This window comes from Streptomyces sp. NPDC002328, assembly GCF_042890065.1.
GTDB lineage: Bacteria > Actinomycetota > Actinomycetes > Streptomycetales > Streptomycetaceae > Streptomyces.
Genome location: NZ_JBIARQ010000017.1, coordinates 44,236 through 66,118, shown reverse-complemented (window position 1 = coordinate 66,118; position 21,883 = coordinate 44,236). Strand labels below are relative to the sequence as shown.

Sequence of the window (21,883 nt, the reverse complement as noted above, 5' to 3'; positions counted from 1 at the left end):
GCACCACGTGCCGCCCCCGCACCACGGAGAAAGGCCCATGTTCAACATCGCGGAGACACTGCACCGATGGTGCCGCGACGCCCGACCCTTCGCCCTCGCCACCGTCGTCGGCGTCCAGGGCAGCGCACCCCTTCCGGCCGGCACGTCGGTCGCGGTGGACGAGCACGGCGACGCGGTCGGCAGCGTATCCGGCGGCTGCGTCGAGGGCGCGGTCCACGAGCTGTGCCGGGAGGTGCTCCGGAGCGACGGCGGCCCTGTGCGCGCCCGGTTCGGCTATTCCGACGACGACGCCTTCGCCGTCGGGCTGACCTGTGGCGGTGAACTCGACGTCCTGGTCCGGCGTGTCGATCCCGCGGAGCTGCCGCACCTCGCCGCGGCCCTCGCCGACGTCGTCCGGGGCCGGCCCGTCGCGGTGGCGGAGGTCGTCGACGGCCCCGACGGCCTCCTCGGCTCGACGCTCAGCGTCCTCGGCGACGGCACAGCCGCCCACGGGACACTGACCGGCGGACCGGTCGGCAGCCTCCTTGCGGAAGAGGCACGAGCCCTCCTGAGGGCGGGACGCACCGCACGCGTCACGGTCGGCGGGAACGGCGCCGGCTGCCCGGAGCCGGTGACCGCCCTCGTCCATGTCCACTCGTCCCGCCCGCGCCTGTTGGTGTTCGGAGCCGTCGACTTCGCCGCCGCCCTCAGCCGGGCCGGCTGCTTCCTGGGCTACCGGGTCACCGTCTGCGACGCCCGCCCCGTCTTCGCCACCACCGCGCGTTTCCCGCACGCGGACGAGGTCGTGGCCGACTGGCCCCACCGCTACCTGGAACGGACGGAGGTGGACGGCCGTACCGCTGTCTGCGTCCTCACCCACGACGCCAAGTTCGACATCCCGCTGCTGCGCGTCGCACTGGACCTGCCCGTCGGTTACGTCGGCGCGATGGGATCCCGCCGCACCCACGACGAACGCCTCCGACTCCTGCGTGAACTCGGCCTCACACCGCACCAGTTGGCCCGGTTGCACTCCCCCATCGGCCTCGACCTCGGAGCGCGCACACCCGAGGAGACGGCCGTCTCCATCACCGCGGAGATCATCGCCCGCAGCCACCGGGGGACGGGCCTGCCCCTGTCCGAGCTGGCCGGCCCGATCCACCGCGCGTCGCCGCATCCGGTCGCGGGCTCCGTCAGTTGAGCGGCCGTGACTACGTCAGTCGAGCGGCCGTGACGGCGACAGGCTCTGCTCGGCGGCCCAGGAGGCGAGGATGCGGAGCCGCTCGTGGGTGGCGGAGCCTGGTCCGGCCGTCCAGACGGTCAGGTGCTGGTCGGGGTCCGTGCTGGCGGTCAAGGTGTCCCAGTCCAGGACGAGTTCGCCGACGACCGGGTGGTTGAGGGTCTTGGTGCCCACGGTGCGGGCGGCGACCCGGTGGTCGCCCCACCATTTCGCGAACTGCTCGTCCCGCATGGACAGTTCACCGACCAGTTCGATCAGGCTGGGGTCCTCCGGATATTTCGCGGCCTCCATGCGCAGTTGGGCGACGGCGATCCGGGCGGAGCTCTCCCAGTCGGCGTAGAGGGTGCGCATGGCCGGGTCGGTGAAGATGATCCGCGGATAGTTGCGATGCTTTTCCGGAACGTGGGAGAAATCGGTGACCAGGGCGGCGGCCAGGGCGTTCCAGGCGAGGACGTCCCCGCGCCGGCCCTGTACGACGGCCGGGGTGGCGGTGAGGTCGTCCAGGACCCGCTGAAGCTGGGGCTGCACCTTCTGCCGGCCGCGGCGGCGGACGCGGGTGGTGGCCTTGCCCGCGAGCTGGAAGAGGTAGCCGCGCTCGTCGTCATCCAGGTGGAGTACCCGGGCGAGGACGTCCAGGACGGGCGCGGACGCCTGCATACGGCCCTGCTCCAGGCGCGTGTAGTAGTCGGTGCTGATGCTGGCGAGCTGGGCGACCTCCTCGCGGCGCAGCCCGTCGACCCTGCGGGGCCGGCCGCTGTCGGGCAGGCCGACGGTGCGCGGGCTCAGCTCCGAGCGGCGCTTCTTGAGGAACTCTCCCAGCTCGTTGAGGGGTGCGTTGCCGGTCATGCTTCCCACCTTGGCATCGATTCCCCTTGAGGAAGGGGGGAGAATTCCTTCCCAGGATGTTTCTGTCCTAGGAAGAATCCTTCCGCTTTTCGCCCGTTCCCCCGCGTGTGAGGGTCGACGTACCCGGCCGCCTCTCCCGACCCGGCCGCGGCTCACCCCCTCGCAGGGAAGGAAAGCACCACCATGCACGGAGCAGTCATCCACGCCCCCGGCGACGTGCGTTTCGAGAGCGTCGACACCCCGAGGATCGTCCAGCCGACCGACGCCGTCATCCGCACGGTCGCCACTTGCGTGTGCGGCTCGGACCTGTGGCCCTACCGCGGCCTGGAACCCATCGGCGACCCGCACCCGATGGGACACGAATACGTCGGCATCGTCGAGGAGGTCGGCGGCGAGGTCACCAACGTCAGGCCGGGCCAGTTCGTGGTCGGCTCCTTCGCCACCTCGGACAACACCTGCGCCAACTGTCGCAACGGCTGGCAGTCCAACTGTCTGAACCGCGAGTTCATGAGCACCTGCCAGGCCGAGTACGTCCGCATCCCCAACGCCCACGGCACCCTCGTCGCCACCGACGAGCACCCGGACGGCGAGGCGGTGCCCAGCCTGCTCGCCGTCTCCGACGTGATGGGCACCGGCTGGTACGCCGCCCTCGCCGCCGAGGTGAAGCCCGGCTCCACCGCCGTCGTCGTCGGCGACGGCGCGGTCGGCCTGTGCGGCGTCATCGCCGCCAAGGAACTCGGGGCCGAGCGGATCATCGCCATGAGCCGCCACGAGTCGCGTCAGAAGCTCGCCGTCGAGTTCGGCGCGACCGACATCGTCTCCGAGCGCGGCGACGAGGGCATCGCCCGCGTCAAGGATCTCACCGACGGCATCGGCGCGGACTCCGTGCTGGAGTGCGTCGGGACCGCCGAGTCCATGCAGCAGGCGCTGCACTCCACCCGGCCCGGCGGCAACGTCGGCTTCGTCGGCGTCCCGCACGAGGTGGCCGTCGACGGCGTGGAGCTGTTCTTCTCCCACGTCGGCCTGCGCGGCGGCCCCGCCCCGGTCCGCCGCTACCTCCCCGACCTGATCGACCGGGTCCTGTCCGGCCGCATCAACCCGGGCAAGGTCTTCGACCTCACCCTCCCCCTGGACCAGGTCGCCGAGGGCTACAAGGCGATGGACGAGCGCCGCGCCATCAAGACCCTCCTCAAGCCCTGACCGTCGAGTGTGCGGGGCGGGGGGAGCCGCGTGGGTTCAGGGCGGGGGGGGCGGCCGCGGGGGTTCGGGCCGGGGGGTTCGGGCCGGGGGGGGCCGGGCCGGGGGGCCAGCCTCACCGGAGGCCTCGCCGGAGAGCTCACCGACGGCGGCTCCCGCGACACCGGCCTGATCGTCCTCGGCCGGGTGGCCGACGGCGACGCCGGACGTCTGGCCGGCGCCGAGAAGATCACCATCGAAGCCGCACCCTGACAGGACCGAGGGAAGAGAACGACGTGAACCCGACATACGACTTCACCGGCCAGGTCGCCTTCGTCACCGGAGCCGGTTCCGGCATGGGCCTGGCGACCGCCCGCGCCTTCGCCGAGGCGGGAGCCGCCGTCGCCCTCACCGACGTCGACGAAGCGGCCCTGAACGCGGCGGTCGAGGAGCTCACCGGCTCCGGCCACCGCGCGCTCGCCCTCGTCTGCGACGTGGCCGACGAGGACCAGGTCGCCGCCGCGGTCGACCGCACCGTGGAGACCTTCGGACGCCTCGACATGGCCTACAACAACGCCGGCATCCAGATCCCGCCCAGCGACGCCGCCGACGAACCCGCCGAGAGGTTCGACCGCGTCAACGCCATCAACCTGCGCGGCATGTGGGCCTGTATGAAGCACGAGCTGCGCCATATGCGGGAGCAGGGCAGCGGGGCCGTCGTCAACTGCTCCTCGCTCGGCGGTCTGGTCGGCCTGCCCGGCCGTGCCTCCTACCACGCCTCCAAGCACGGGGTGATCGGCCTGACCACCAGCGCCGCGCTCGAATACGCCCCGCGCGGCGTCCGGATCAACGCCGTGTGCCCCGGCACCATCGACACCCCCATGGTCAGCGACATGATCGCCAAGGGCGAGCTCGACCGCGCCGAGGCAGAGGCCGGCCAGCCCATCAACCGCCTCGGCACCGCGGAGGAGATCGCCCAGGCGGTGCTGTGGCTGTGCAGCCCCGGCGCCGGCTTCGTCGTCGGGGTCGCCCTCCCGGTGGACGGCGGCTACGTCGCCCGCTGACGCGTTCCATCGGGCAACATGGTCCGCCTCGCCGACTCCTGACGAAGGCAAGGAAGATGACCACGCGGACCGACCACCCCGAGCACGCCGACGACTCCGACGGCGACGGCCGGGACCACCCCGTCGACGACGAACTCGTGCAAGCCGCGGCCCACGTCGCCCGCACGCGCTGCCGGGGCGACAACCACACCATGGCCGCCGCGGCCCGTGCCCGGGACGGCCGGATCGTCACCGCGGTGAACGCCTACCACTTCACCGGCGGCCCCTGCGCCGAACTGGTCCTCATCGGCGCGGCAGCGGCCCAGGGCGTGTACGAGTTGGACACGATCGTCGCCGTGGGCGACCGCGAGCGCGGCGTCGTCCCTCCGTGCGGCCGCTGCCGTCAGGTCCTGCTCGACTACTTCCCCGGCCTCGGCGTCATCGTCGGCCGACGCGACCGCCTGCGCACCGTCCCCGTCTCCGAACTGCTGCCCGAGAGCTACGTCTGGGCCGATCACCAACTCGACGCCGAGCAGGCATAGGCCCGTCACCCGTTGTCACCCGCGCCCGTCATCGCCATCCCCTGCAACACGGCCCACGCGTTCGTCCCGCGCATCGCCGGCGACGTCCGACTGCCATCGTCCACATGATCGGCGAGGTCGCGCGCACCTCACCACCCTCCGTCCGCAGGTGCGCATCGGCGGGCTGCTCGCCACCACGGGGACCTCACAGCCGGAACAGCGCCGCCCCGTTGTCGTGGCACACGGCTCGCAGCCACTCCTCACCCAGGCCCAGCCGCTCCAGGGCGTGGAGCTGATGCGCGTACGGGTAGGGGATGTTGGGGAAGTCGGAGCCGAGCAGGATGCGGTCGCCCAGCTCGGCCAGCCGGGGAAGAGCCCGGCGAGGGAACGGCATCAGCGCCTCGCTGAAGTCGGTGAACGCCATCGTCGTGTCCAGCCGCACCTGCGCGTGACGTTCGGCGAGACCGAGGAAGTCCTCGTACTCGGACATCCCCATGTGCGCGACGATCAGCCGCAGTTGCGGATGGCGCGCCAGCACCCGCCCGATCGGCTCGGGACCGGTGTGCTTGCCGGGCGCGGGCCCGGAGCCGCAGTGGATCACCACGGGGACCCGCGCCTCGGCCAGCAACCCCCATGCGGGGTCGAGGAGTTCGTCGGCCGGGTCGTAAGCGCCCACCTGCACATGCGCCTTGAACACCCGCGCGCCGGCTTCGACGGCCTCCCGGACGTACGTCTCGACCCCCGGCTCGGGGTAAAGGGTGGCGGTGTGCAGGCAGTCGGGGGTGCGGCGGGCGAAGTCGGCCGCCCAGCCGTTCAGCCACCGGGCCATGCCCGGCTTGTGCGGGTAGAGCATCGCGGTGAAGGCCCGCACCCCGAACTCCCGCAGCAGGGCGGTCCGTTGCGCCTCCTCCTGCCGGTAGGCGATGGGCCACTCCAGCCCGCCGGTCAGCGATCCGAGCGCGTCGAAGTAGTCCCAGACCTTGTGCAGGACGCGCTCGGGCATGAAGTGCGTGTGGACGTCGACGAGCCCGGGGAGCCCGAGCCGCCCCCAGAAACGGCGGATCTCCTCGACCTCGGGGCCGGCTGACGCCATGCGGTGATCGTCCATGACGCCCACCATGGGTCAGGTGACGGGACGGGTCCACCCCTTCGCGCCGGGGATCCCTGAGGCATGCGTCACCCTCGTTCTCGCAGGTGAAATATGCCCTGCGCATGTGTATCCAAGGTGCCGAATGTCCAATATGTCTCTTCGTCAGTGTCAGCAGCATGAAAGGAGACATTCATGGCCGACAGCAAGACCGACAAGGCCAGGAAGGCCGCCGGGTCACTCGGACTCGTCAGCCCGAGGGACGCGCGGCCCGCCGCGCAGGCGCCCCCGGCCGACGAGCAATGGCAGCTGCCGGGCGGCCAGGCCCGGGTGTACTACGGGCAGGGCCAGAAAGGCGTGGTCCGGCCGGTCATCCTGGCCGACGGCTTCAACCTCGGACCGAGCGACTTCGACTGGCTGTGGGACGGGCTGGAGAACGGCCGCTACCCGTTCATCAGCGAGCTGCGGCGCCGGGGACGCACGCTGATCCTCGTCGGGTTCGACGAGCGCAGCGAGTCGATCCTCCGCAACGCCGAGACGGTGACCGCCGCCGTCCTGCGCACCATCGCCGAGCAGCTGGACAGCACCCGGCTCCTCGTCGGCGGGTTCAGCATGGGCGGCATGGTCACCCGCTACGCGCTGGCGAAGATGGAAATGCAGCGCATGGACCACCGGGTCGGCGCGTACCTGTCGTTCGACACCCCGCACCGGGGGGCGTGGCTGCCGATCGGGCTCCAGGCGTTCGCGCACTACCTCGCGCAGGTCGACGACACGTACCTCCGCCAGATCGGCAGCCCGGCCTCGCAGCAGATGCTCTGGCGGTATCTGGACAGCGTGGACGGCACGCCGAAGGAGAGCCCGCTGCGGAGGGAGTTCCTCGAGCAGCTCCGCCGGGTCGGCTCGTGGCCCCGTATCCCGCGCCTGCTCGGCGTGTCCAGCGGACGCGGCGACGGCGTGGGGAACGGCGTCCGGGCCGGCGACAAGACGCTCAGCTGTTCGGGGCCGCTCTTCGACGGCACGTACTTCCTCGCGCAGTCCCAGGGCGACCCGGCGGAGGTGGCCGTACTCAACGGCGTCCTCGGCGGGCCGCACCCGATCGTCACGCGTGGCTTCCCCGAGCTGGACGGGGCGCCGGGCGGGACGCTCGAGTCGTTCGGCATCGTCGGCGACACCCTCGCCTCCTTCGGCGAAGGCATCGACATGGTGCACCGGTCCGTGTGCTTCGTGCCGTCCATCAGCGCGGTCGCCGTCCGCGACCTGGGCCGGCAGGACGACCTGTACGTCGCCATCGACGAACTGCCCCCGGAGGAGTCCGAGCTCGACGACTTCATGCTCTCCGCCGGGAACGACCCCCACGCCATGATGACGCCCGAGATCGGAGAGTGGGTCCTCGACCGACTCCCCGACTGACCGGGCCGGCGGCCGGGGTTCCCCGGACGGGGCCCCGGCCGCCGCACGACCGACAACGTCCCTACGGCGCACGGCGGAACACGTCACGGCGCACTGCCGTCGAGCGCGTCCCGTCCTCGCCCCTTCGGGCAAGCTGAGCAGTGTGGCGACGGTGCCCGACGAGGGGAGCTTCGGTGGACGAGGGCGCGCACGGGCGGGGCGGAGCCCCGGTGCCGGGGGCTTCGCCGCACTGCGGCTGGACGAGCTGCTGGAAGGACTCCAGCAGCAGGTCCAGCAGGTGCGCGCGGCCCGGGACCGCATGCGCACCCTGCTGGACGGGGTGCTGATCGTCGGCTCCGACCGCGCTGCCTGCCCGCGGTCCAACCCGTCGACCACACGCTGGACACGGACGCCTTGGCCAGCAGCCGCGAGATGTGGTTCTTGACCGTCTTCTCGGCGAGGTAGAGCCGCCGGCCGATCTCGCGGTTGGTCAGCCCCTCCCCGACCAGGGCCAGGATCTCCCGCTCCCGCTCGGTCAGGCCCGGCAGGGCGTCCGGCTCGGGGTCCCGCTCCCGGCTCGGGCCCTCGCGCAGTCGGGCCATCAGCCTGGCGGTGGCGCTCGGGTCGAGCAGGGACTGCCCGGCCGCCACCGTGCGCACCGCCGACACCAGGTCCGAGCCCCGGATCTGCTTCAGCACGTATCCGGACGCCCCGGCCTGCGCTTTCGGGGGCCGAAGAGCCAGGGCCGATCGGCCCTACTCTGCCCGGTGCGGTGCCGAAGGGCCCGGTCATGGGGCCGGGTGGCCCATCGCCCGGTGCGGGGCGTCGAAGCACGCTGGACGTGGCAGGTTCGGACGTCCCGACTGGAGGCACATCATGAACGCTCCCACCACGGCCGGCGTACTCCAGGCGCTGCCGGCCGAGCACCGCCATCGGCTGATGGGCTTCGCCCGTGAAGTGTCGTTCCCGCAGGGAGAGCGCCTCTTCGAGGAGGGGGCCCGCGCCGACCGGTTCTGGATCATCCGTACCGGCAGCGTCGACCTCGACATGCGCGTGCCCGGCCGCCGTGCCGCCGTCATCGAGACCCTCCGGCACAACGAACTCATCGGCTGGCCCTGGCTGTTGGCACCGCACGCCTGGCATCTGGGGGCCGAGACGACCAGCCCCGTGCGCGCCTACGAGTTCGACGCCACCGCGATCCGCTCGATGTGCCGGGACGACCCCGCGTTCGGGGCGAGCGTCGCCGAGTGGGTGGGCGGCGTCCTCGCCCACCGTCTGCGCGCGACCCGCACCCGGCTGCTGGACCTGTACGCGCCGTACGGAAGCGGCAACCTCGCCTGACTGCGCGCCACCTGGCGCGGGACCCGCTCGCACCGGCGGTGCGCCCCGACACCGCGGTGGTCCGCGACGCCGGCCGAGGACTCTGAGATCCTTTCGCCGAGGAGGATCATGTCCCAGAGCTCGTTCGGTCGTACGGTGCGGTGGCGCCGTGCGGTGCCCGGACTCGGTGTGCTGCGCGCGTATCGCCGCTCGTGGCTGAAGGGCGACGTGCTGGCCGGGGTGACGGTGGCCGCGTACCTCGTGCCGCAGGTGATGGCGTACGCGGGGGTGGCCGGTCTGCCGCCGGTCGCCGGGCTGTGGGCGATCCTGCCCGCGCTCGCGCTGTACGCCCTGCTCGGCTCGTCCCGTCTGCTCTCCGTGGGCCCGGAGTCGACGACCGCGCTGATGACGGCGACGGTGGTCGCTCCGCTGGCCGCGGGAGATCCGGCCCGGTACGCGTCGTTGGCGGCCGCGCTCGCGATCGCGGTCGGCCTGTTGTGCGTCGTGGCGTGGGCGGCGCGGCTCGGCTTCGTCGCGGACCTGCTGTCGCGGCCGGTGCTGATCGGCTATCTGGCGGGCGTAGCCCTGATCATGATGATGGATCAGCTGCCGAAGCTCACCGGCGTCCCGACGACGGGTTCGGGCTTCTTCCCCCAACTGTGGTCCTTCGTCACGCACTTGACCGACATCCACCCGGCCACGCTGACGTTCTCCCTCGTCGCGCTGGGCGTTCTCTTCGCGGTCTCCCGCTTCTTCCGGGCCGTCCCGGGCCCTCTGCTCGTCCTGGTGTTCGGCACGGCGGCCGTGTCCCTGTTCGACCTGGACGGTCGCTACGGCATCGAGGTGATCGGCGAGGTCCCGTCGGGCCTGCCCTCCCTGGCCCTGCCGGACCTGGCCGAACTGCCGCACCTGGTGCTCCCCGCCCTGGGCGTCCTCCTGGTCGGCTACACGGACTTCATCCTCACCGCGCGGGCGTTCACCCGGCGCGACGACAGAGACGCCGACCCCGACGACCCGGGGCCGGGCCTCGACGCCGACCAGGAGTTCCTGGCGCTGGGCGCGGCGAACCTCGGCGCGGGCGTCCTGCACGGCTTCCCGGTCAGCAGCAGCGCCAGCCGTACCGCGCTGGCCTCCTCGGCGGGCGCGCGCAGTCAGGCGTACTCGCTGGTCGCGGGGGCGGTCGTCCTCTCGGTCCTGCTCTTCCTGAGCCCGCTGCTGTCGCGCACCCCCAAGGCGGTCCTCGGGGTGCTCGTCGTCTACGCGGCCGTCCGCATGATCGACCTGTCCGGCTTCCGACGGCTGGCGTCCTTCCGCCGCCGGGAACTCCTGCTGGCGCTCGGCTGCCTGGCCGGGGTGCTGGCCCTGGACATCCTGTACGGCGTGCTGGTCGCCGTGGGGCTGTCCGTGGCCGAACTGCTCACCCGGGTGGCCCGCCCGCACGACGCCGTCCAGGGCCTGGTGCCGGGCCTGGCCGGCATGCACGACGTCGACGACTACCCGCAGGCCCGCACCGTCCCCGGCCTGCTCGTCTACCGCTACGACTCCCCGCTGTTCTTCGCCAACGCCGAGGACTTCCGCCGCCGCGCCCTGACCGCCGTCGACCAACAGCCCGACCCGGTCCGCTGGTTCGTCCTCAACACCGAGGCCAATGTGGAGGTCGACATCACGGCCCTGGACGCGATGGACGAACTCCGCCGCGAACTGGAGTCCCGCGGCGTGGTGTTCGCCCTCGCCCGCGTGAAACAGGACCTCCTGGACGACCTGACGGCATACGGATTGACAACCACGATCAGCAACGAACGAATCTTCCCGACCCTGCCGACGGCGGTATCCGCGTACAGGAACTGGTCGAGCGACCGTTAGACGGGAGTTCCGGTCACCGGTACCAGGCACGTGCCGTCCGGCATGACGCGCCGTTCCGCTCTCTCGATCCGCCACGATGAACACCCGCCTCGCAGCGACACCCGACGCATCAGGACCGTCGAGCCCACCGGCTCAGCCGGTAGGTCGTCGGATGCGTCAGGCGGCCGCACAGCATTTCCATGCGGACCGTCGTCCAGTCGATCTGTTCGTCCGATGCTCGCAGACGATGGATGTGAGCACGCCATTCCGACGCGTCCTGGGTCTCGAAGAGCACTTGCCAGTGACCAGCGTCCGGTGCGAAGCGAGCGTCGGCGCGCTGACTCTCCTCACGCTGTCTTCGTTTCCTCTTCCGCTGCCCTGGCATCGGCCCAGCATCGCCGCACCACGCTTCAGCGACAAGGCAATTGCCCGCAGACCGGCAGCAGTAGCGGCAGCGGCTGGACGCAGGCCGTGTCCACGCTCAACCGGCCACCGTCGCGCTCGGTACCGGGCAGTGGTCCGTCGCGGCCCTGGCCCGCCTCATCGATCATCGCTGCTGCCGGACGCCGAATGGTCGTGGTGGATCAGCGGGGCGATGAACAGCCAGAGCGAGGCGACGACGGCCGGTGCCTTCGCCCAGATCTCGTGCCGCTCCCCCACCAGCACCGGCGCCGCCAGCACCGCCGGCAGCGTGTACACGGCGATCCGGTGCGCCGCACTGCGTGGTGTCCAGGAGGCGTCGAGGCTCTTGTCGCGTTGGGGAGGGCAGAGCCAGGTGACGACGCCGGCGAGGACGGCTCCGACGAAGAGGACGGCTCCGGTGACCGGCCACCTCAGTGTCTCCACGCCCTCCGGCGTCGAGGAATGGACGAGGGTCAGCACCAGCGCGCAGGCGGCGAGGTCGGAGCAGAGCAGCACCGCGAACAGCACCGGCGGCCACCAGGTCTCCCCCGGGAACCAGAAACGGGGCCGCAGTCCACGGACCTCGGCCAGCCGTCGTCGCCCGTCCTCGTCGGTGACGATCTCGCGCCGCAGCCACCGGCGGACGCCGACGAGCACCAGCATCCAGGCGATCCCGCCGCCGAACGCCGTGCCGGCCGGCGCGAGCACCGCCGTGCTCACCGGAGCCGACGGACGCCACCAGGCGAGCGCCACCGCCGCCATCGCCGACACCGCCGACACGGTCCCGAACAACCGCGCCAGCCCGATCAGATCCGTCCCGACCCTGCGCGCACGCACCGGGTCCCGATGCAGCCTCTCGACCTCGCGCAAATCCAGCAACACGCACCTGCCCCCTCTCCACCCGGATCATCCGTCGCCCACGACGCCCCTGCCAACCCCCGAGCGGCACCCGCCGCCGCCCGGCCGCACCGCGAAAAAGTCGCACCGCACCGCCGTGAAGTTCGGTGCTCTTGGGGGGACCATGGAAGCCAGGCCGTCTGTCGGGCACAGGGCACCTTCCGGACCGGCACACGGCCGACGCGGCTTCTGCGGCTTCCGGTCGTCGGAAGGAGGGCCTGGGATGAGCGACGCCGAGCGGCCTTCCACCGACACCGGCCGGCACCCGGATCCCCCCGGCCCCACCGGAGACGACCCGCCCACCCTCTCCGCCCCCACCGGCCTCTCCGAGCCCAGCAGCCTCATGGATCTCCTCGGTGTCGCCGCCGTGCTGCTCGACGCCGAGGGGCGGGTCGTCCTGTGGAGTCCGCAGGCCGAGCGGCTGTACGGGTACGCGGCCGAGGAGGCGCTCGGACAGTACGCGGCGCGTCTGCTGGTGCGCGAGGAGCAGTGGGACTGGGTCGCCAAGACGTTCGCCGAGGTGATGGAGACCGGCCAGAGCTGGGCCGGCGCCTTTCCCATCCGCTGCAAGGACGGCAGCACCCGGCTCGTCGAGCTGCGCAACATGCGGCTCTCCGACGAGCAGGGCGACTTCTACGCGCTCGGGCTGGGCGCCGACTCGCCCCGTCTGCGCGAGCTGGAGCGGGACATCGCCCTGTCCACCCGGCTGATCTCGCAGTCCCCCATCGGCATCGCGATCTTCGACACCGAGCTGAGGTACCTGGCCGTCAACCCCACCCTGGAGCGCATACACGCCATCCCGGCGAAGGACCACCTGGGCCGCGCGTACCGCACGATCATGAGCGCGCCGGAGTTCGCACAGGCGGAGTCCATGATGCGGCAGGTCCTCAGGACCGGGTCCCCCCTGGTCAACCAGCCCGCGATCGTCGCCCGCACCCTGGCGGACCCGGAACACAACCGCGCCTGGTCGGTGTCGGTGTACCGGCTGGAGGACGCCCACGGCCGCGTCCTCGGTGTGGCGGAACTGGTGGTGGACGTCACCCGGCCCTACGAGTCGGCGCTCGAAGCCAGTCAGACGAGACGCCGGCTGGCCCTGATCGCCGACGGCTCCGCCCGGATCGGCACCACCCTGGACGTCGACCGCACGGCGCAGGAACTGGCCGGCGTCACCGTCCCCGAACTCGCCGACCTGGCCGCCGTCGACGTCCTCGACTCCGTGCTCGACGAGCACCGCCCCGCGTCCCGGGGCGGGGATCCCGCGGTCTTCCGCGCGCTCGCGGTGAGGGCGGCCTACCCCACCGACGCCGTCCGCGCCGCCGATCCGCCCGGCCACATAGCCGTCTACTCCGCCGACCGGCTGGCCACGCGCTGCGTGCGCACCTCCCGGCCCATCCTGATCCGCCGCACCCACGGCAACGACCTGACGCGCATCGCCCGTGACGACAACGCCGCCACCCTGCTGGCGCGCGCCGGGGTGCACTCCTATCTGGTCGTGCCGCTCGCGGCGCGCGGCTCCGTCCTCGGTTCGCTGAGCCTCGTACGGGCCCGCAATCCGCAGCCCTTCGACGAGGACGACCTCGCCATCGCCGCCGAGCTGGCCTCCCGTGCCGCGGTGTGCATGGACAACGCCCGCACCCACCAGAGCGTGCGCAACGCGGCGGAGACCCTTCAGCGCAGCCTGCTCCCCGATCATCCGCCCCGGCTTCCGGGCGTGCAGGTCGCCTCCCGCTATGTGCCGGCGCAGGCCGCCTACGAGGTCGGCGGCGACTGGTACGACGTGCTTCCGCTCACCGGCGACCGGACGGCGCTGGTCGTGGGCGACGTCATGGGCAGCGGCATCGAGGCGGCCGCCGCGATGGGCCGGCTGCGCACCGCCACCGCCGCCTTCGCCGAGCTGGACCTCGAACCCGCCCGGGTGCTCCAGCACCTGGACACCATCACCTCACGGCTGGAGCGGTACATCGCCACCTGCGTCTACGCCTCCTACGACCCCCGTCGCGGCGAGTGCCGCCTCGCCAACGCCGGTCATCTGCCGCCCGTCCTCCTGCGCGCCGGCAGCCGCCCCCGGCTGCTCGACCTGCCCACCGGCACCCCGCTCGGCGTCGGCGGCGTGCCCTTCGAGACCTCCGGCGTGGAGTTCCGCCCGGGCGACCGGCTCGTCCTCTACACCGACGGGCTGGTCGAGACCCGCCACCACTCCATCGACGAACGTCTCGACAACCTCCTGCACCTCCTCGACACGCCCGACGGCCCGCTGGAGACCACCTGCGACCGGCTCCTTCGCAGTCTGCGCCGCGCCGACGACCACGACGACGTCGCCCTGCTGATCGCGCGCGCGACGCCCTTCACCCCCGATCCGTCCCCCCGGTGACGGGCCTTTCCCGCCCGGTCAGTTGGGAGAGGTGTGGACGGTGGCGAGGTCGGCGAGTCCGGAGATGGTCAGGACGGGGGCCAGGAGCGGGCCGGCGATCAGCCGGAGGCGGTCGGCGTGGGCGAAGAGGAGGGAGAGGCCCGCGCTGTCGAGGTACTCGACCCCGGTCAGGTCGAGGACCAGGGGGCCGGGTGTGTCGTCGAGGGCGGCGGCCAGGGCGTCGGTGTTGCTCATGTCGATCTCGCCGATGGCGGTCAGCAGGGCGGTGCCGTCGGGGTGCCGGCCCTGGGTGAGGGTGAGCGGGGTGGTCATCGGGCGATCCTCGTGTGCATGTCGACAGTGGTGCCGGCGGGGCCGGGGGTGATGGTGACCTGCTGCATCATGGCGCGCATCAACGTGATGCCCCGGCCCCGGTGGGCGTTGATCTCGGGCTGCGGGGTCTTCCAGCGGCCGGTGTCGACGACGGTCAGGCGCAGGTTGTCGACGAAGGCTTCGGCGCGCAGGCAGATGGTGTCGCCGGGGGTGTGGCGGTGTCCGTGCTCGACGGCGTTGGCGCATGCCTCGCCGGCGGCGACGAGGATGTTCTGCGTGGTCTGCGGGGGAAGATGGCACTGGTCGAGCCAGGTGCGGAGGGTCTTGCGGACCGGCGCGAGCTGGGCCGACTCGGCGGGGAAGGTCATCTCCAGGGGCGCGGGGTGCCGGTAGAGGAGGAGGGCGACGTCGTCGTCGTAGCCCTCGGTGGGGGCCAGCCGGGTCATGACGACGGTGGCGAGTTCGTTGACGCCGATGTCACGGCCGTCCTGCACCGCTTCGCCGGCCTGGTCGATGCCGGCGCTCAGCGGGCGGCGACGGCGTTCGACGAGGCCGTCGGTGTAGAGCAGCAGGGTGGCGCGGGCGGGGATGGTGCAGGTGCTCTCGGGGCGCTGCCGGCCGGGGCGGACGGCGAGCGGGAGGGCGCGGCCGTCCTCCAGGAGACGGGTGGTGCCGTCCGGGTGGGCGAGGATGCCCGGTGGGTGGCCGGCGCTCGAATAGGTCAGCTCCCCCGTGCCGGGGTCGAGGACGCCGCAGAAGACGGTGGTGCACAGGGCGCCGGGGACGGTGGAGGCGAAGTGGTCCAGGGCCATGAGGGTGGAGGCCGGGCTCGCGTCCTGGAGGAGCAGGGCGCGGCAGGCGCTGCGCAGTTGTCCCATGACGCTGGCGGCCTGGAGGCCGCGGCCGACGCAGTCGCCGACGACGATGCCGATCCGGCCGTCGGGCAGGGTGATGGTGTCGTACCAGTCGCCGCCGACTTCCAGCGGCCGGGTGGCGGGCTCGTAGCGGACGGCGAAGCCCTCGGGCAGCCGGGAGGGGCCGAGGATGGCGCGTTGCAGGGCGAGGGCGGTCTCGCGCTGCTGGTCGATCTGGTGGACGCGGACGAGTCCCTGGGCGAGGTGTCCGGCCAGCAGGGACAGCAGTAGCTGGTCCTCGCCGGTGAAGGGCCGGCGGCCGCCCAGGTCCACCCAGAGGGCGAGGGGGCCGTCGGGGTGTTCGAGGAGGATGCCGGCGCCGGTGCGGTCGGCCTCCGGGGTGAGCAGGGGGCGCCGGCGCAGTCCGGAGAGCTGACGGCGGTGTGCGTCGGGCAGCCGGTGCCAGGTGAGTGCGGGGTCGGTGGCGGTGAGGGAGGGTTCGTCGCCGTGGTCGAAGACGGCGGCGAGCACGGACTCGGCCCGCCACAGCTCCTTGAGCCGGTCGAGCGTCCCGGACAGGGCGTCGGCGAGGCCGGTGGCCTGGGAGAGACAGGTGCTCAGGGCGGCGAGCGCGCTCTCGCGCTGGACGGCGTAGTGCTCGGCGGTGACGTCGCGGAAGGTGCCGACGATCACGCGGCGGCCGGTGTCGGGGTCCTGGGCCTCATTGAAGGTGGAGTTGATCCAGAGCCGGTGGCCGTCGCGGTGGGTGACGGGGACGGTGTGGTTGCCCCGGCCCTGGCCGAGCAGTCCGGCGAAGGCGTCGGCGACCTGCCGGTGGGCGTCCGGGTCGGTCTCGGCGTCCGGCCACCAGGGGTGGACCGGGGCGTAGGGCAGGTCCTCGGGGCCGTAGCCGAGGATGTCGGTGAAGGCCGTGTTGATCTCGATGACGGCGCCGCGCTCGTCGCAGACGAAGAAGGCCTCCTGGAGCGAGTCCACGAGCGCGGTGCGCCAGCGGGCGTGGTGGGTGCGCAGCCGGGCCAGCTCGACGTTGGCCCGTACGCGGGCGAGGAGTTCGGCGGCGGCGAACGGCTTGACGAGGTAGTCGTCGGCGCCGGCCCGCAGGCCTTCGATAGACGCCTCCTGCCCGGCCCGCGCCGACAGCAGCAGCACCGGCACGGCGGCCGTGCGCGGGTCGGTGCGCAGGGCGGCGACCAGGGCGAGGCCGTCCAGGCGCGGCATCATCACATCGCTGATCACCAGGTCGGGGGCGTCGGCGCGGACGGCTTCCAGGGCGTGCATGCCGTCGCCGACCGTCCGGACCCGGTATCCCGCGCCGGTCAGGATCCGGCTGAGGTACTCCCGCATGTCGGTGTTGTCGTCGGCGATCAGCACGCGCGCCGGGACGCCCGTGGCCCGGTCGCCGGCGTCGCCGGCCGGCGTCGGCTGCTCGTCGTGCTCCGCGCCTGGCAGCCAGCGCAGGGCCTCCTGCACATAGGGGTCGGCGCCGGCGGACACCCCGGTGGCCCGCGCCGCCGGTACGAGGGCGTCGGCGGGCAGATGGGCGGAGCCGAACGGCAGCCGGACGGTGAAGCGGGTGCCCTCGCCCTCGACGCTGTCGGCGGTGATCGTGCCGCCGTGCAGGCCCACCAGTTCGCGGACGAGGGCCAGGCCGATGCCGCTGCCCTCGTCGGAACGCGAGCGGGCGTTCTCGATGCGGTGGAAGCGCTCGAACAGGCGCGGCATCTCGTCGGCGGCGACGCCGATGCCGGTGTCGGCGACGGTGACGACCGCCTCGCCGTCCGCCGCGCGCACGGCCACGGTGATCGAGCCGTCGAAGGTGAACTTCAGGGCGTTGCTGAGGAGGTTGAGGATCACCTTCTCCCACATGCCGCGGTCGATGTGGACCGGTTCGCCGAGCGCGGGGCAGTCCACGGTGAAGGCGAGGCCGGCCTTGTCGACGGCGGAGCGGAAGACGCTGGCGAGTTCGGCGGTGACGCGGGCGAGGTCGACCGGCTCGTAGCGGGCCTGCATCCGGCCCGCCTCGATGCGGGAGAAGTCGAGCAGGGTGTTGACGAGCTTGCCCAGCCTCAGCCCGTTGCGGTGGATGACCTCGACCTCTTCGCGGATCGCCGGGTCGGACTCGGCCAGGTGGCCGCGGAGTTCGTCCAGCGGGCCCATGATCAGCGTGAGGGGGGTGCGGAACTCGTGGCTGATGTTGGAGAAGAAGGCCGTCTTCGCCCGGTCCAGTTCGGTGAGTTCCTCGGCCCGGCGCTGCTGCGCCTGGTAACTGCGGGCGCTGGCGATGCCGGTGGCGAGGTGTCCCGCGGCGAGTTCCAGGAAGCCGCGGTAGCCGTCGTCGAGCGGCCGGTACCGGTTCAGCCCCGCGATGAGGAACCCGTAGGGAGCTGCGCCCTGTTGGAGCAGCGGGAGGACGAGGGCCTGGACGGGGGGTTCCGGCCAGTCTCCGACGGGCAGTTCGGCCGGGGGCAGTTCGGCGAAGGGGCCGCCGTCGAGCGGCACGAGCACCGATTCGCCGCGGGCGGGGGCGGACAGCGGCCACAACTGCTCGGCGACGCCGGCCGACAGGCGCGTCGGGGCGGCCGGGAGGCGTGTCGGGGCGGCCGGGTGGCCGGCGGGGATCCCCGTGGCGTGGGCGAGCCGTGCGCCGCCGTCGTCGTCGTAGAGGTAGGCCAGGCTGAACGGCAGATCCTTGAGGTTGCCGCTCAACTGCCGTCCGGCGAAGGCCAGCATCTCCTGTTCGGTGCGGATGACGCTGGGGTCGGAGCCCAGGTCCCGCAGGGTCGTCATCCGCCGCTCGCCGATGACCCGTTCGGTGTCCTCGCTGACCACGCAGAGCATGCCGACCACACGGCCGTCGTCGTTGCGCAGGGGGCTGTAGGAGAAGGTGTGGTAGCTCTCCTCGGTGAAGCCGGAGCGCTCCAGGAAGAGGAGCAGCCCCTCGTCCCAGGTCGCCTCGCCGGTGGACAGCACGGCGTCGATGCGGGGCCCGATGTCGTCCCAGATCTCGGCCCACACCTCGCCGGCCGGGCGGCCCAGCGCCCACGGGTACTTCTGACCCAAGGTGTCGCGGCGGTAGGCGTCGTTGCAGAAGAACGTCAGCTGGTCCCCCCACGCCATCCACATCGAGAAGCGGGAGGACAGAAGGATGTCGACGGCCGTCTTCAGGCTCTGCGGCCAGCCGTCGGGCGGCCCCAGCGGCGTCGCGGTCCAGTCCACCGCGGCGAGGTCGCCGCCGACCCTCGCGTCGGCGGCGAACACCTCGGCGCCCGCCGCGGGCAGCGGCGTGCGGTCCTCGTCGTCACCGGTCACCGGTCGTCCTTTCCTCACGCCCGTCGCCCCTCGCGCCAGCGCCGGATGCGACGCAGTCCGTAGGATAGGACAGCCGCTCACCCGACCGGGTGCGGCGAGCACGGCCGGTGACGGGCGGGAGGCGGGGATGACGATGACGGTGACGGGCGGGACCCCCCACCACAGACCCCCGTCTCCCCCGTCCCCGTCGCCCTCCTCGGCTCCCCAGCCTCCCCCGACTCCCCCAACTCCCCCGCTCCTGTCGCCTCTTCCGTCTCCCGCTGCCGGGAGCGAGCTTCCGTCTCCCGCCGGGCGCGAGGAAGCTCGTCCGGCGGCGGCCGTGCACCGTTACGAGATCCTGGACACCGCGCCCGACGCCGCCTTCGACAAGATCGCCTCGCTCGCCGCGCGGCTCTTCGACGCGCCCATGGCCTGTGTCTCCTTCATCGACGCCGGCCGCGTCTGGTGCAAGGCCGCCCACGGCCTGGACGGCGTCCTCCGGGCGGGCGGGCACCCTGGCTTGCGCGTCCCGGCCTTACTCGACAGCGTTCCTCGTGTGGTGCGCGACGCGCTCGCCGACCCACGCACGGCGACCGACCCCATGGTCCTCGGCGAACCGGGCGTACGCTTCTGCGCCGCCGCCCCGATCGTCACCGCAGGCGGCGAACTACTGGGCACAGTGCAGGTGTTGGACACCCGCCCCCGGGACGCGACCGATGAACAGGTCGCCGGGCTTGGCGAGTTGGCCGCCCTGGTGATGGACCGGCTGGAGCTGCGGCTTTCGGCGATACGGACCGTCGCGGCCGAGCGCAGGATGCGCACCGGCGCCGAGCGCCTGGCCCGCACCCTCCAACGCACGCTCCTGCCGCCCGCGTTGCCCGAGGTGCCCGGCCTGGAGGCCGCCGCCGCCTACCACACGGCGTCCACCGACGAGGTCGGCGGCGACTTCTACGACCTGTTCCCGCTCGACGACGGCCGCTGGGCGTTCTTCCTGGGCGATGTGTGCGGCAAGGGCGCCGAGGCCGCCGCCCTGACCTCGCTGACCCGCTACACCCTGCGCGCCGCCGCGATCTACGACCCCGACCCCTGCGCCGCGCTGGCCAACCTCGACGCCGTCCTCAAAGGCGAGTACCAGGGCAGCGACCCCCGGTACTGCACCGCCGTCTTCGGAGTCCTCGAACCGCGGTCCGGCGGGTCCTTCCTGCTGACCCTGGCCGGCGGGGGCCATCCGCCGGCCCTGGCGGTGCGTTCGGACGGCCGTGTCGAGCCGATCGCCACCACGGGAGGCCAGCTCGTCGGTCTTCTGCCCGACCCGAAGTTCATCTCGGTCACCACTCGGCTCGCCCCCGGAGACAGCCTGCTGCTCTACACCGACGGCCTCACCGAGGCCCGCACGCCCGACGGGGCGATGCTGGGCGAGGAGGGGCTGGCCGACCGTCTGCCGGCGACCGCCGGCCGGGGCGCCGACGCCGTGCTCGGCGCGGTGACCGAACTTCTCACCGCCGTGGGCAGCGGAGTCAGCGACGACACCGCCCTGCTCGCTCTGTCCGTCCCCGCCCGCCGTCCCGCACAGGAGAACCGGTGACCGAACGCATCCTGACCGTCACCCGCCGGCCCCACCCCAGCGGCACCACCGTGCTGACTGTCGTCGGCGAGATCGACCACCACACCGCTCCGCGCCTGTCCGTCGTGCTGGACGAGGTCCCCTTCGACTCGGGCAAGCCCCTGGTGGTCGACATGGCCGACGTCACCTACTGCGACTCCACCGGCATCACCGTGCTCGTCACCGCCTACCGGCGGGCCCAAGCGGCGGGCTCCGACGTGACGTTGGCGGCGGTGCGCCCCGAACTGATGCACACCTTCCGCACGATCGGGCTGGAGGAGATCTTCGTCTTCCAGCCCACCACCGAACACGCCCTGGAATCCCGGCCGTTCTGAGGCGGCAGAGCCCGCAGCAGGTCGGCCCGCAGCAGGTCGGCGCGGTCCGGACGGCGGCGGGTCACAGCCAGTCCCGGCGCTTGAACACCACGTACAGGCTGACGCAGACCAGGGCCATCAGGGCGATGGCGAACGGGTAGCCGAGCATCCAGTGCAGCTCGGGCATGTGGTCGAAGTTCATGCCGTAGACGGTGCCGATGAGGGTGGGCGCGAAGAGGATGGCCGCCCAACTGGAGATCTTCTTGATCTCGTTGTTCTGCGCGTGGCCGGCCTCCGCGAGCGCCTTCATCTCCTCGTTCTGGGCCTGGGAGACGAGGGTGGCGTTGACGGTGAGGATGTCGCCGAGCATCTGCCGGAAGCCGTCGACGCGTTCGGCGACGGTGGTGGCGTGGTCGGCGACGTCCCGCAGATAGCGCTGTAGTTCCTCGCTGGTGCCGTACTTCACGAAGCCGGCCTCCAGTCCGCGCATGATGGTCAGCAGCGGGCGGGTGGCGCGCTGGAAGTCGACGACCTCACGTGAGAGTTCGTAGATGCGGCGGGAGACGTTCGGGTCGCCGCCGAAGACCTCGGTCTCGATCTCGTCGATGTCGTTCTGGAGGCCGGCCACGACGGGCGCGTAGCCGTCGACGACGGCGTCCAGGATCGCGTACAGCACCGCCTCCGGGCCCAGCGCCAGCAGTTCGGGGTCGTGCTCCAGGCGTTTGCGGACCGCGCCGAGGTCGGGTGCCTGGCTGTGGCGGACCGTGAGCACGAACTCCGGGCCGACGAAGATGTGGATCTCGCCGAAGTCCACTTCCTCGGTCTCGTCGAGGTAACGGGCCGAGCGCAGCACCACGAACAGGGTGGCGCCGTAGCGTTCCAGTTTGGGCCGCTGGTGGGCGACGATGGCGTCCTCCAACGCCAGTTCGTGCAGCCCGAACTGCTCGGCGGCCTGCCACAACTGCTCCGGCGTGGGGCGGTACAGGCCGATCCAGGCCATGGTGCCGGGCTCGGCGGGAAGCCGCTCGTAGATCTCCGCCAGGGACGCGGGCGCCTGGACCCGCCGTCCGGCGCGGTAGACCGCCGCGTCGACCAGACTGCGTTCCAGCGGCACGCGCGGCGACTCGGCCTCCGTCCACGAGTCCATGGAGTGCTCGGGGGCCGGGTCGCTTCCGCCGCGGCCCGGGTGGCCGGACGGGCGCAGCGGCCACTTGCCGGCGCGGGCCGCGCGGGCTCGCCAGTCGGACATGACCGCACCTCCGCGAGGAGTACCTGCACGAGCCTAGGTGCTGTCGCGGGGCCGCGCGACAGCGGCGGTCCCGATACAGCACCTGGAACGCGCCGAAATGCACCCGTTCAGGGCCATTGGTAGCTTCCAGGA

General features: G+C 72.3%; 18 protein-coding genes and 1 pseudogene. 12 read left to right on the top strand and 7 right to left on the bottom strand.

The window, feature by feature from the left end:
* The first annotated feature begins 37 nt into the window (after positions 1-37).
* Positions 38-1,177 carry an XdhC family protein gene (locus tag ACFYX4_RS32200; protein WP_389340679.1) on the top strand — a complete coding sequence of 380 codons (1,140 nt, stop codon included), beginning with the start codon at positions 38-40 and terminating at the stop codon, positions 1,175-1,177.
* 15 nt (positions 1,178-1,192) lie between these two features.
* On the opposite strand, the gene ACFYX4_RS32195 is transcribed toward ACFYX4_RS32200, so the two are convergent.
* Positions 1,193-2,062, bottom strand: coding sequence for a helix-turn-helix domain-containing protein (locus ACFYX4_RS32195; RefSeq protein ID WP_389340677.1), 870 nt, complete (start codon positions 2,060-2,062; stop codon positions 1,193-1,195).
* 183 nt (positions 2,063-2,245) lie between these two features.
* On the opposite strand from ACFYX4_RS32195, the gene ACFYX4_RS32190 reads away from it, so the two are divergent.
* Genes ACFYX4_RS32190 through ACFYX4_RS32175 form a run of 4 tightly spaced genes read left to right on the top strand, consistent with a single transcriptional unit; the run spans position 2,246 to position 4,823 of the window.
* Positions 2,246-3,262 (top strand): zinc-dependent alcohol dehydrogenase family protein, encoded by a 1,017-nt coding sequence (locus tag ACFYX4_RS32190; protein WP_389340675.1) that lies wholly within the window; start codon positions 2,246-2,248, stop codon positions 3,260-3,262.
* Between the two features lie 30 nt (positions 3,263-3,292).
* Positions 3,293-3,511 (top strand): hypothetical protein, encoded by a 219-nt coding sequence (locus ACFYX4_RS32185; protein WP_389340673.1) that lies wholly within the window; start codon positions 3,293-3,295, stop codon positions 3,509-3,511.
* A 23-nt stretch (positions 3,512-3,534) separates the two neighbouring features.
* A complete protein-coding gene (locus tag ACFYX4_RS32180; RefSeq protein ID WP_389340671.1) occupies positions 3,535-4,302 on the top strand; it encodes an SDR family NAD(P)-dependent oxidoreductase in 768 nt (255 codons plus the stop codon).
* 56 nt (positions 4,303-4,358) lie between these two features.
* Positions 4,359-4,823 carry a cytidine deaminase gene (locus tag ACFYX4_RS32175; RefSeq protein WP_389340669.1) on the top strand — a complete coding sequence of 155 codons (465 nt, stop codon included), beginning with the start codon at positions 4,359-4,361 and terminating at the stop codon, positions 4,821-4,823.
* 184 nt (positions 4,824-5,007) lie between these two features.
* Here the strand turns inward: ACFYX4_RS32175 and ACFYX4_RS32170 are convergent, their stop codons facing one another.
* Positions 5,008-5,910 (bottom strand): amidohydrolase family protein, encoded by a 903-nt coding sequence (locus ACFYX4_RS32170; RefSeq protein ID WP_389340667.1) that lies wholly within the window; start codon positions 5,908-5,910, stop codon positions 5,008-5,010.
* Between the two features lie 174 nt (positions 5,911-6,084).
* Here ACFYX4_RS32170 and ACFYX4_RS32165 point away from each other — a divergent pair, with 174 nt between their 5' ends.
* Both ACFYX4_RS32165 and ACFYX4_RS32160 read left to right on the top strand, forming a co-directional pair.
* The gene (locus ACFYX4_RS32165) at positions 6,085-7,299 is read left to right on the top strand and encodes an esterase/lipase family protein (protein ID WP_389340664.1); all 1,215 of its coding nucleotides are present in this window, start codon (positions 6,085-6,087) and stop codon (positions 7,297-7,299) included.
* 142 nt (positions 7,300-7,441) lie between these two features.
* A complete protein-coding gene (locus ACFYX4_RS32160) occupies positions 7,442-7,723 on the top strand; it encodes a hypothetical protein (RefSeq protein WP_389340662.1) in 282 nt (93 codons plus the stop codon).
* On the opposite strand, the pseudogene ACFYX4_RS32155 reads toward ACFYX4_RS32160, so the two are convergent.
* Positions 7,629-7,994 (bottom strand): annotated as a pseudogene (locus tag ACFYX4_RS32155) (LuxR C-terminal-related transcriptional regulator); the annotation flags it as partial. The gene ACFYX4_RS32160 and the pseudogene ACFYX4_RS32155 overlap by 95 nt on opposite strands.
* Positions 7,995-8,154: 160 nt before the next feature.
* On the opposite strand from ACFYX4_RS32155, the gene ACFYX4_RS32150 reads away from it, so the two are divergent.
* Together ACFYX4_RS32150 and ACFYX4_RS32145 are read left to right on the top strand one after the other, a co-directional pair.
* Positions 8,155-8,619: a cyclic nucleotide-binding domain-containing protein gene (locus tag ACFYX4_RS32150; RefSeq protein WP_389340660.1), complete on the top strand. Its 465-nt coding sequence runs from the start codon at positions 8,155-8,157 to the stop codon at positions 8,617-8,619.
* A gap of 108 nt (positions 8,620-8,727) precedes the next feature.
* Positions 8,728-10,461: a SulP family inorganic anion transporter gene (locus ACFYX4_RS32145; RefSeq protein ID WP_389340658.1), complete on the top strand. Its 1,734-nt coding sequence runs from the start codon at positions 8,728-8,730 to the stop codon at positions 10,459-10,461.
* Positions 10,462-10,980: 519 nt separating this feature from the next.
* On the opposite strand, the gene ACFYX4_RS32140 is transcribed toward ACFYX4_RS32145, so the two are convergent.
* The gene (locus ACFYX4_RS32140; protein WP_389340656.1) at positions 10,981-11,724 is read right to left on the bottom strand and encodes a hypothetical protein; all 744 of its coding nucleotides are present in this window, start codon (positions 11,722-11,724) and stop codon (positions 10,981-10,983) included.
* 358 nt (positions 11,725-12,082) lie between these two features.
* On the opposite strand from ACFYX4_RS32140, the gene ACFYX4_RS32135 reads away from it, so the two are divergent.
* On the top strand, positions 12,083-14,110 hold the full coding sequence (locus tag ACFYX4_RS32135) for a SpoIIE family protein phosphatase (protein ID WP_389340886.1): 2,028 nt from the start codon (positions 12,083-12,085) through the stop codon (positions 14,108-14,110).
* Between the two features lie 18 nt (positions 14,111-14,128).
* Here ACFYX4_RS32135 and ACFYX4_RS32130 read toward each other — a convergent pair whose 3' ends face one another.
* Together ACFYX4_RS32130 and ACFYX4_RS32125 are read right to left on the bottom strand one after the other, a co-directional pair.
* Complete coding sequence (locus ACFYX4_RS32130) at positions 14,129-14,422, bottom strand: STAS domain-containing protein (protein WP_389340654.1); 294 nt, start codon at positions 14,420-14,422, stop codon at positions 14,129-14,131.
* Positions 14,419-18,420, bottom strand: a complete 4,002-nt coding sequence (locus tag ACFYX4_RS32125) for a SpoIIE family protein phosphatase (protein WP_389340883.1) — start codon at positions 18,418-18,420, stop codon at positions 14,419-14,421. Before ACFYX4_RS32125 ends, ACFYX4_RS32130 begins: the two co-directional genes overlap by 4 nt.
* A gap of 505 nt (positions 18,421-18,925) precedes the next feature.
* Here ACFYX4_RS32125 and ACFYX4_RS32120 point away from each other — a divergent pair.
* The gene (locus ACFYX4_RS32120; protein ID WP_389340652.1) at positions 18,926-20,170 is read left to right on the top strand and encodes a PP2C family protein-serine/threonine phosphatase; all 1,245 of its coding nucleotides are present in this window, start codon (positions 18,926-18,928) and stop codon (positions 20,168-20,170) included.
* Entirely contained in the window at positions 20,167-20,523 is a 357-nt protein-coding gene (locus ACFYX4_RS32115) for an STAS domain-containing protein (RefSeq protein WP_389340650.1), read from the top strand. Before ACFYX4_RS32120 ends, ACFYX4_RS32115 begins: the two co-directional genes overlap by 4 nt.
* Before the next feature lie 61 nt (positions 20,524-20,584).
* On the opposite strand, the gene ACFYX4_RS32110 is transcribed toward ACFYX4_RS32115, so the two are convergent.
* Positions 20,585-21,751, bottom strand: coding sequence for a magnesium and cobalt transport protein CorA (locus ACFYX4_RS32110; RefSeq protein ID WP_389340648.1), 1,167 nt, complete (start codon positions 21,749-21,751; stop codon positions 20,585-20,587).
* Between the last annotated feature and the right edge of the window lie 132 nt (positions 21,752-21,883).

Coding starts and splice junctions, on each gene's coding strand:
- ACFYX4_RS32110 (WP_389340648.1), bottom strand. CDS start 21,751: ATGTCCGACTGGCGAGCCCGCGCGGCCCGCGCCGGCAAGTGGCCGCTG.
- ACFYX4_RS32130 (WP_389340654.1), bottom strand. CDS start 14,422: ATGACCACCCCGCTCACCCTCACCCAGGGCCGGCACCCCGACGGCACC.
- ACFYX4_RS32150 (WP_389340660.1), top strand. CDS start 8,155: ATGAACGCTCCCACCACGGCCGGCGTACTCCAGGCGCTGCCGGCCGAG.
- ACFYX4_RS32200 (WP_389340679.1), top strand. CDS start 38: ATGTTCAACATCGCGGAGACACTGCACCGATGGTGCCGCGACGCCCGA.
- ACFYX4_RS32145 (WP_389340658.1), top strand. CDS start 8,728: ATGTCCCAGAGCTCGTTCGGTCGTACGGTGCGGTGGCGCCGTGCGGTG.
- ACFYX4_RS32165 (WP_389340664.1), top strand. CDS start 6,085: ATGGCCGACAGCAAGACCGACAAGGCCAGGAAGGCCGCCGGGTCACTC.
- ACFYX4_RS32125 (WP_389340883.1), bottom strand. CDS start 18,420: ATGTGGATGGCGTGGGGGGACCAGCTGACGTTCTTCTGCAACGACGCC.
- ACFYX4_RS32135 (WP_389340886.1), top strand. CDS start 12,083: ATGGATCTCCTCGGTGTCGCCGCCGTGCTGCTCGACGCCGAGGGGCGG.
- ACFYX4_RS32175 (WP_389340669.1), top strand. CDS start 4,359: ATGACCACGCGGACCGACCACCCCGAGCACGCCGACGACTCCGACGGC.
- ACFYX4_RS32190 (WP_389340675.1), top strand. CDS start 2,246: ATGCACGGAGCAGTCATCCACGCCCCCGGCGACGTGCGTTTCGAGAGC.
- ACFYX4_RS32195 (WP_389340677.1), bottom strand. CDS start 2,062: ATGACCGGCAACGCACCCCTCAACGAGCTGGGAGAGTTCCTCAAGAAG.
- ACFYX4_RS32170 (WP_389340667.1), bottom strand. CDS start 5,910: ATGGACGATCACCGCATGGCGTCAGCCGGCCCCGAGGTCGAGGAGATC.